Origin of the sequence: Pseudomonas sp. REP124 (genome assembly GCF_020164475.1) — a bacterium.
Taxonomy (GTDB): Bacteria; Pseudomonadota; Gammaproteobacteria; order Pseudomonadales; family Pseudomonadaceae; genus Aquipseudomonas.
In genome coordinates, this window is record NZ_JAIQWX010000211.1 from 1 (window position 1) to 8,367 (window position 8,367).

An 8,367-nucleotide genomic window follows, 5' to 3' on the forward strand; every position below is an offset into this window, starting at 1 on the left:
CGGCCCTACGCGGTCTCAGGCACCCGGAACAAAGTGCTTCTGCGCCGTACCACGAGCAATCAGGCGGGAGATGTAATCGAGCTTCTGCGCGTCCTGATCGACGAAGCGGAAGGTCAGCTGCAGCCATTCGCTGTCAGGCTTGGGTTCGTGGGCGACGATGGCGTGCAGGTAGCCGTTCAGACGCGCTGTCTCGGCGCTCTCGCCTTGCTCCAGGTCGAGCACGGCGCTGTCGAGCACTTGCGGCAGGGCGTCGGTACGCTTGATCACCAGCAGCGCTTCCTTGAGGCTCAGGGCCTTGATCACGCATTGCTGGATACCGTTAGGCAAACGCAATTGACCTTGGCCACGCCCTCCTCCGGCTGCAGCCGCGGGAGTCGGCGCCTTGACCGGCGGGCTGTTGAGCAGGCCACGCGAAGGAGCGGCAGCAGGTGCGGCAGGCGCAGCGACAGTCGCAGCCACCACAGGCGCCTTGCCGCCGGTCAACGCATTCAACGAATCATTGGCATAGGCCGAGACGGTTTTGGTGCTCGCCGTGTTGATCAGCGAATCCAGCTTGCCGACCTTGTGCAGCGCCTGCTTGACCTTGGTGATCAGTTGCTCGTTGGTGAACGGCTTGCTCACATAACCGGATACCCCGGCCTGGATCGCCTGCACCACGTTCTCCTTGTCGCCACGGCTGGTCACCATCACGAACGGCATACCCTTGAGGCTTTCCTGCTCACGGCACCAGGTCAGCAGCTCCAGACCCGACATCTCCGGCATTTCCCAGTCGCACAGGACCAGATCGAACGCCTCGCGCGCCAGCAGGGCCTGAGCCTTTCTGCCGTTGACCGCATCTTCGATGCGCATGCCCGGAAAATAGTTACGCAGGCATTTTTTCACCAGGTCACGAATGAACGAGGCATCGTCCACGACCAACACACTGACCTTACTCATCCAAAACCCCTTTAAAAAATCCCGGCCAGCATACCGCTTTACTGATGGCACTTTGCCAAAAACCTTCAGTCACGCCGGGACTTTCGTTCGCGGGTGCTGCTTTTCGAATTCGTGAGCCGCAAATGAAAACGCCCGGCCAAAGGGCCGGGCGCTTCTCTGGGGCAACCTTACTTATCGTCAGCTTCGCCCGGAACATTAGCGGTTTCGCCGCTTGTTCCTTCAACTTCTTCCTTCATGCGCTTGAGGCCCATGTGGCGCACGTCAGTGCCGCGCACCAGGTAAATCACCAGCTCGGAGATGTTGCGCGCGTGGTCACCGATACGCTCCAGCGAACGCAGTACCCAGATGATGCTCAAGACCCGCGAGATAGAGCGCGGGTCTTCCATCATGTAGGTCGCCAGCTCGCGCAGCGCGGTCTTGTATTCGCGGTCGATGATCTTGTCGTACTGCGCCACCGACAACGCAAGGTCTGCATCGAAACGGGCAAAAGCGTCCAGCGCATCGCGGACCATGTTGCGGACCTGGTCGCCGATGTGGCGAACCTCGACGTAACCGCGCGGCGCCTCACCTTCTTCGCACAGCTGAATGGCGCGACGGGCGATTTTGGTCGCTTCGTCACCGATGCGCTCCAGGTCGATCACCGACTTGGAGATGCTGATGATCAGACGCAAGTCCGACGCTGCCGGCTGGCGACGGGCCAGAATGCGCAAGCACTCTTCGTCGATGTTGCGTTCCATCTGATTGATCTGGTCGTCGATCTCGCGCACCTGCTGCGCCAGACCCGAGTCGGCTTCGATCAGCGCGGTGACCGCGTCGTTGACCTGCTTCTCGACCAGCCCGCCCATGGCCAGGAGGTGGCTGCGCACTTCCTCGAGTTCGGCGTTGAATTGCTGGGAGATGTGATGGGTCAAGCCTTCCTTAGAAATCATGGGTTTGCTCCGCAAAAGCTGTGAGCTGCAAGCATCAAGCTGCAAGCTGTTTCGTTTCGTACTCGGTCCGCTTTACTTGCCGCTTGTAGCTTGCGGCTCGCAGCTGCTTCTAGCCATACCGACCGGTGATGTAGTCTTCGGTCTGCTTCTTCGCCGGGTTGGTGAACAGGGTATCGGTGTCGCCGAATTCCACCAGTTTGCCCATGTACATGAACGCCGTGTAGTCGGAAACCCGCGCGGCCTGCTGCATGTTGTGGGTCACGATGACGATGGTGAACTTGGATTTCAGTTCGTAGATCAGCTCTTCGACTTTCAGCGTGGAGATCGGGTCGAGTGCCGAGCAGGGTTCGTCGAGCAGCAGGACTTCCGGCTCAACCGCGATAGTGCGAGCGATCACCAGACGCTGCTGTTGACCGCCGGATAGGCCCAGTGCCGATTCGTGCAGGCGGTCTTTCACTTCATCCCACAGCGCCGCGCCTTTCAACGCCCACTCCACGGCTTCGTCGAGCACGCGCTTCTTGTTGATGCCCTGGATGCGCAGGCCGTAGACCACGTTTTCGTAGATGGTTTTCGGGAACGGGTTCGGCTTCTGGAACACCATGCCGACACGACGACGCAGCTCGGCCACGTCTTCGCCTTTGCGATAGATGTTATTGCCGTACAGGTTGATCTCGCCTTCAACGCGGCAGCCGTCGACCAGGTCGTTCATGCGGTTAAAGGTACGCAGCAGGGTCGACTTGCCGCAGCCGGACGGGCCGATGAAGGCAGTCACACGCTGTTTCGGAATGTTCATGCTGACGTCATACAGCGCTTGTTTCTCGCCGTAGAACAGGCTCAGGCCCGGCACTTCGATCGCCACGGTTTCCTGCGCCAGGTTCAGGCTCTGCTTGTCGCGACCCAGGGCCGACATGTTGATGCCGTGGGTATGTGTTTCGTGCTGCATGGGAGGCTCCCTGTGCTAACAAATTCGGTTTGGAACGCCCTTTTGGCTGTTCCATTAATAGTCCGGTAGACGCCGATCAGGGTGGGAGCGGGCTTGCTCGCGAATGCATTCTTGCATTCACCGATGATGTCGACTGACACATCGCTTTCGCGAGCAAGCCCGCTCCCACAGGGGATCAGCTATCCAGCGCTTTGTATTTTTCGCGCAGGTGGTTACGAATCCACACTGCCGACAGGTTCAACGTGGCGATCACCAACACCAGCAGCAGCGCCGTGGCGTACACCAGCGGTCGCGCGGCTTCGACGTTCGGGCTCTGGAAGCCGACGTCATAAATGTGGAAGCCCAGGTGCATGATCTTCTGATCCAGGTGCAGGTACGGGTAGTTGCCATCCACCGGCAGCGACGGCGCCAGCTTCACCACACCCACCAGCATCAGCGGCGCCACTTCACCGGCGGCGCGGGCCACGGCGAGGATCATGCCGGTCATCATCGCCGGGCTGGCCATCGGCAGCACGATCTTCCACAGGGTTTCGGCCTTGGTCGCGCCGAGCGCCAGCGAACCTTCGCGTACGGTGCGAGGAATCCGCGCCAGACCTTCTTCAGTGGCCACGATCACCACCGGCACTGCCAACAGCGCCAGGGTCAACGAAGCCCACAGCAGACCCGGCGTACCGAAAGTCGGCGCCGGCAAGGCTTCAGGGAAGAACAGACGGTCGAGCGAACCACCCAGCACGTAGACGAAGAAGCCCAGACCGAACACGCCGTAAACGATCGCCGGAACGCCCGCCAGGTTGTTCACCGCAATGCGGATCACCCGGGTCAACGCGTTCTGCTTGGCGTATTCACGCAGGTACACGGCCGCCAGCACGCCGAACGGGGTCACGATCATCGCCATGATCAGGGTCATCATCACGGTGCCGAAGATCGCCGGGAAAATACCGCCTTCGGTGTTCGCCTCACGCGGATCGTCGCTGAGGAATTCCCAGACCTTGCTGAAGTAGAAACCGACCTTGGTGAAAGTGCCCATGGCGTTCGGCTGGTAGGCATGAACCACCTTACCCAGACCGATTTCGATTTCCTTGCCGTTGGCGTCGCGGGCGGTAAGGCTGTCACGGTTGAACTGTGCGTGCAGGTCGGTAAGACGCGCTTCGACGTCCTGATAACGCGCATTGAGCTCGGCACGCTCGGCGTCCATGTCCGCTTGCGCGGCCGGGTCGAGTTTACCTTCCAGCTCCAGTTTGCGACCGTGCAGACGGATACGCTCCAGACCTGAGTTGATCGCGCCGATATCGACTTTTTCCAGGGTCTTTAGCTGGGCAGCCAGCTTGTTCACCCGATCGATTCGCGCCTGCAGCTCAGGCCAGGCCGCTTCGCCTTCGGCGACCACCTTGCCGTCCTGTTTGACGTTGACCAGGTAGCCGTAGAAGTTGCCCCACTCGCGACGCTCGATGGCCATCAGCTCCACCGGCGTGGTCTGGTTGGTCAGCCACTCGCCGACGATCCAGGTGAAGTCGTTGCCGTTCAGGTCACGGTTACCGACCTTGATCAGCTCGCGGGTCATGAATTCCGGACCTTCATCCGGAACCGGCAGGCCGGCACTCTTCAAACGAGCACGCGGCACTTCTTCCTTCTGCACCACTTCACCGACGACCAGGTGATTGCCCTGGCCCGGCACGTCGTAGCTGGCGTGCACCAGATCCGCCGGCCAGAAGTGACCCAGACCGCGCACGGCGATCACTGCCAGCAGGCCAATGGTCATGATGACCGCGATGGACACCGCGCCACCGCTGATCCAGACACCTGGAGCGCCGCTCTTGAACCATCCTTTCAGGGAGTTCTGTTTCACAGACTTCTACCTTTCTTAAAGCGACGAGTATTTCTTGCGCAGACGCTGACGAATCAGTTCCGCGAGGGTGTTCATGATGAAGGTGAACAACAGCAGCACCAGCGCCGAGAGGAACAGCACGCGGTAGTGGCTGCCGCCGACTTCCGACTCGGGCATTTCCACCGCCACGTTGGCGGCCAGGGTGCGCAGACCTTCGAACAGGTTCATTTCCATGACCGGGGTGTTGCCGGTGGCCATCAGTACGATCATGGTTTCACCGACCGCACGGCCCATGCCGATCATCAACGCCGAGAAGATGCCCGGGCTGGCGGTGAGGATCACCACGCGGGTCATGGTCTGCCATGGTGTTGCGCCAAGTGCCAGGGAACCGAGGGTCAGGCCGCGAGGCACACTGAACACGGCGTCTTCGGCGATGGAGTAGATGTTCGGGATTACCGCGAAGCCCATGGCCAGACCGACCACCAGTGCGTTGCGCTGGTCGTAGGTGATACCCAGGTCGTGGGAGATCCACAGGCGCATGTCGCCGCCGAAGAACCAGTTTTCCATGAACGGGCTCATGTACAGCGACAACCAGCCCACGAACAGGATCACCGGAATCAGCAGCGCACTTTCCCAGCCATCCGGGATGCGCAGGCGAATCGACTCAGGCAGACGACTGAAGGCGAAACCGGCGACCAGAATGCCGATCGGCAGCAACATCAGCAGGCTGAAGATGCCGGGCAGATGTCCTTCCACATACGGCGCGAGGAACAGACCGGCGAAGAAACCGAGGATCACCGTCGGCATCGCTTCCATCAGCTCGATCACCGGCTTGACCTTGCGACGCATGCCCGGGGCCATGAAGTAGGCGGTGTAGATCGCAGCGGCAACGGCCAGAGGCGCGGCCAGCAGCATGGCGTAGAACGCGGCTTTCAGGGTACCGAAGGTCAGCGGCGAGAGGCTCAGCTTCGGTTCGAAGTCAGTGTTGGCGGCGGTCGATTGCCAGACGTATTTAGGCTCGTCGTAGTTCTCGTACCAGACCTTGCTCCACAACGCGCTCCAGGAAACTTCCGGGTGCGGGTTGTCCAGCAGCAACGGATGGATCTTGCCGCCGGCTTCCACGATCACGCGGTTGGCCCGTGGTGACAGACCGAACAGGCCCTGGCCTTCCACCACCTGATCCACCAGCAGGGTGCGATGCGCGGTGCTGTGGAACACGCCGAGCTTGCCGGAAGCATCCAGGGCAACGAAGCCCTTGCGACGTTCTTCAGCGGTGATTTCGACGATCGGCGTCGTGCCCATCTGGAAGGTACGGATCAGCTTCAGGCGCTGTTCGCCATCGGGGTCGCGCGCCATGAACCACTGGGCCAGACCGCCTTTGGAGTCGCCGATGATCAGCGAGATGCCGCCCACCAGTTGATTGGTGGCGGTGACTTGAGCTTCGCCATCTTCCAGCAGTTTGTAGCGACCGTTGAGACTCTTGTCGCGCAGGCTGAACACGTCGGCCTGAGCACGACCGTTGATTACGTACAGCCACTGCTGACGTGGGTCGACGAAGATGTTCTTCACAGGCTCAGTCATTTGCGGCAGGTCGATACGCTTCTGCTCGTTGGTGACTTCGCCGGTCATCATGTTTTCTTCGCTGGTCAGCGACAGGACATTGAGTTGCGAACCGGTGGAGCCAACCAGCATCAGGGTCGAATCGGTGGCGTTGAGGCTGACGTGCTCCAGCGCACCGCCGCCTTCGTTCAGGGCGATTGGCGCTTCGCCGTATGGGTATTCGATGGCCGGCGTGATGGTTTTCTTGCCGTCCGGATAGCTGACTTTATAGGTGTGACGGAACACCAGCGCCTGGCCGTTGGACAGTCCCACCGCTACCAATGGATGACCTGGCTGATCTTCACCGATGGAGGTCACGGAGGCACCGGCTGGAACCGGCAGATCGACGCGCTTGAGTTCAGCGCCACTGTCGATGTCGAAGAACAAGGCCTGGCCCTTGTCGGAAACCCGCATCGCCACCTGGTTCTGTTCTTCCAGGGAGATCATCAACGGCTTGCCGGCATCTTGCATCCAGGCAGGCGTGATGGCGTCGTTGGACGTCAGACTGGCACCCTGGAACAGAGGTGCGACGACGTAGGCAAGGAAGAAGAAAATCAGAGTAATCGCACCCAGCACGGCAAGGCCGCCAACGAGGACGTACCAGCGGGTCAGGCGATCTTTCAGCGCGCGAATGCGGCGCTTGCGTTGCAGCTCAGGCGTATTGAAATCAATGCGCTTGGGGGGATTTGTAGTCATGTTGGAATTGGCCAGATCATTCATTCGCACACCCTAGCGATCCTGTATGACAGAAAGATGACAGTGCAGTGACGCGACAAATCCTCCGCTGGCGGTACCAGCAGGGGATAGAAAATATGTGGGCCGGCGTAGCGGCATTCGCAGGAGCAGAGCTTGCTCGCGAAGGGGTCGTTACATTCAACGTTTATGCTGACTGAACCGCCGCCTTCGCGAGCAAACTTCGCGCCTACAGGTCCGAGATGTAGCCCGGACCTAGGGTTTTACTTTTTTGCGACTTCAGCGCCGCCTTCCTGCAGACCCAGGTCAGCCAGTGCTTTCGCAGCAACCTTGGCTGGCAGAGGGATGTAACCGTCTTTAACTACAACTTCCTGACCCTGCTTGGACAGAACCAGTTTCACGAACTCGGCTTCCAGCGGGGCCAGAGGCTTGTTCGGGGCCTTGTTCACGTATACGTACAGGAAGCGGGACAGCGGATACTTGCCGTTCAGGGCGTTTTCTTCGGTGTCTTCGATGAAGTCCTGGCTGCCTTTCTTGGCCAGTGCAACAGTTTTCACGCTGGCGGTCTTGTAACCGATACCCGAGTAACCGATGCCGTTCAGCGAGGAGCTGATGGACTGAACGACCGAAGCCGAACCTGGTTGCTCGTTCACGTTAGCCTTGTAGTCGCCTTTGCACAGGGCTTCTTCCTTGAAGTAGCCGTAGGTGCCGGATACCGAGTTACGACCGAACAGTTGAACCGGCTTGTTGGCCAGGTCGCCGGTCACACCCAGGTCACCCCAGGTTTTCACATCGGCTTTAGCGCCGCACAGACGGGTGGACGAGAAGATCGCATCGACCTGTTCCATGGTCAGGTGCTGGATCGGGTTGTCCTTGTGTACGAAAACAGCCAGGGCGTCCACGGCAACCGGGATAGCGGTTGGCTTGTAGCCGTATTTCTGTTCGAAGGCAGCCAGTTCGGTGTCCTTCATCTTGCGGCTCATCGGGCCCAGGTTAGAGGTGCCTTCAGTCAGCGCAGGTGGCGCGGTGGCGGAGCCAGCGGCCTGAATCTGGATGTTTACGTTCGGGTATTCTTTTTTGTAGTTCTCAGCCCAGAGGGTCATGAGGTTGGCCAGGGTGTCGGAACCAACGCTGGACAGGTTGCCCGACACACCGGTGGTCTTGGTGTAGCTCGGGATAGCAGGGTCAACAGCGGCAACCGCGTTGGCAGTCGCAACGCCAGCAGCGACAAAAGTCATTGCCGCCATCAAACGCTTCAGTTTCATGCCTTACTCCTAGCAGATAGGTGTTTTAAGTCGGGGCCAAGTATCAGCAGGCCATGTGAACACTCTATGTCTGGAATGTGACAATTGGATGAAAGGCCAGTATTGGGCCTCTACACGAAGTTTGGGGATACCCCATCGCGAGCAGGCTCGCTCCCACATTGATCACGCTGTATCTGT

At 59.7% G+C, this 8,367-nt stretch carries 6 protein-coding genes; all 6 read right to left on the minus strand.

Annotation, left to right across the window (positions count from 1 at the left end; translation table 11 throughout):
* Positions 1-15: 15 nt before the first annotated feature.
* A complete protein-coding gene (locus tag K9857_RS28540) occupies positions 16-936 on the minus strand; it encodes a response regulator (protein ID WP_224541635.1) in 921 nt (306 codons plus the stop codon).
* 167 nt (positions 937-1,103) lie between these two features.
* Entirely contained in the window at positions 1,104-1,865 is a 762-nt protein-coding gene (phoU, locus tag K9857_RS28545; protein ID WP_175375581.1) for a phosphate signaling complex protein PhoU, read from the minus strand.
* A gap of 109 nt (positions 1,866-1,974) precedes the next feature.
* Positions 1,975-2,808 (minus strand): phosphate ABC transporter ATP-binding protein PstB, encoded by an 834-nt coding sequence (pstB, locus tag K9857_RS28550; protein WP_224541637.1) that lies wholly within the window; start codon positions 2,806-2,808, stop codon positions 1,975-1,977.
* 175 nt (positions 2,809-2,983) lie between these two features.
* Positions 2,984-4,654 carry a phosphate ABC transporter permease PstA gene (gene pstA / locus K9857_RS28555; protein WP_224541639.1) on the minus strand — a complete coding sequence of 557 codons (1,671 nt, stop codon included), beginning with the start codon at positions 4,652-4,654 and terminating at the stop codon, positions 2,984-2,986.
* Between the two features lie 15 nt (positions 4,655-4,669).
* Positions 4,670-6,703 (minus strand): ABC transporter permease subunit, encoded by a 2,034-nt coding sequence (locus tag K9857_RS28560; RefSeq protein ID WP_224541644.1) that lies wholly within the window; start codon positions 6,701-6,703, stop codon positions 4,670-4,672.
* 485 nt (positions 6,704-7,188) lie between these two features.
* Positions 7,189-8,190, minus strand: coding sequence for a phosphate ABC transporter substrate-binding protein PstS family protein (locus K9857_RS28565; protein WP_224541642.1), 1,002 nt, complete (start codon positions 8,188-8,190; stop codon positions 7,189-7,191).
* Positions 8,191-8,367 lie beyond the last annotated feature (177 nt).